The following is a 1,019-nucleotide window of genomic DNA, read 5'->3' on the forward strand; positions in this document are numbered from 1 at the left end:
AGAACTTTAGCAACAACGCCCGCGCCAACGGTACGGCCGCCTTCACGGATTGCGAAACGCAGACCGTCGTCCATTGCGATCGGGTGGATCAGGGTAACAACCATTTTGATGTTGTCGCCCGGCATTACCATCTCTACGCCTTCCGGCAGTTCGATGGTACCAGTCACGTCAGTAGTACGGAAGTAGAACTGCGGACGGTAGCCTTTGAAGAACGGAGTATGACGGCCGCCTTCATCTTTGGACAGAATGTACACTTCAGATTCGAACTTGGTGTGCGGCTTGATGGTGCCCGGCTTAGCCAGTACCTGACCACGTTCGATTTCTTCACGTTTGATACCACGCAGCAGAACACCTACGTTCTCACCGGCACGGCCTTCGTCCAGCAGTTTGCGGAACATTTCAACGCCAGTACAGGTAGACTTCTGAGTCTCTTTGATACCAACGATTTCAACTTCTTCGCCCACTTTGATGATACCGCGTTCTACACGACCGGTAACAACGGTACCACGACCGGAGATGGAGAATACGTCTTCGATCGGCAGCAGGAACGGCTTGTCAATCGCACGCTCTGGTTCCGGGATGTAAGAATCCAGGAAGCCAGCCAGTTCGATGATTTTCGCTTCCCACTCTGCGTCGCCTTCCAGCGCTTTCAGAGCAGAACCACGAACGATCGGAGTGTCGTCGCCCGGGAAGTCGTACTGAGACAGAAGTTCACGAACTTCCATTTCAACCAGTTCCAGCAGCTCTTCGTCATCAACCATGTCGCATTTGTTCAGGAACACGATGATGTACGGAACGCCTACCTGACGACCCAGCAGGATGTGCTCACGGGTCTGCGGCATCGGGCCGTCAGTCGCAGCAACAACCAGGATCGCGCCGTCCATCTGAGCAGCACCGGTGATCATGTTTTTAACATAGTCGGCGTGCCCCGGGCAGTCTACGTGTGCGTAGTGGCGGGTCGGGGTATCGTATTCAACGTGAGAAGTGTTGATGGTGATACCACGCGCTTTTTCTTCCGG

General features: G+C 54.3%; 1 protein-coding gene. It reads right to left on the reverse strand.

Going from position 1 to position 1,019, the window contains the following annotated elements; translation table 11 throughout:
• Positions 1-1,019 (reverse strand): elongation factor Tu (tuf, locus tag J4614_RS21865; protein ID WP_001543627.1); only part of this gene is annotated, 1,019 nt, incomplete at both ends.

This window comes from Salmonella sp. 32031103-2018-00083-FB-01-SM-01 (genome assembly GCF_017571995.1).
Classification (GTDB): domain Bacteria; phylum Pseudomonadota; class Gammaproteobacteria; order Enterobacterales; family Enterobacteriaceae; genus Salmonella; species Salmonella enterica.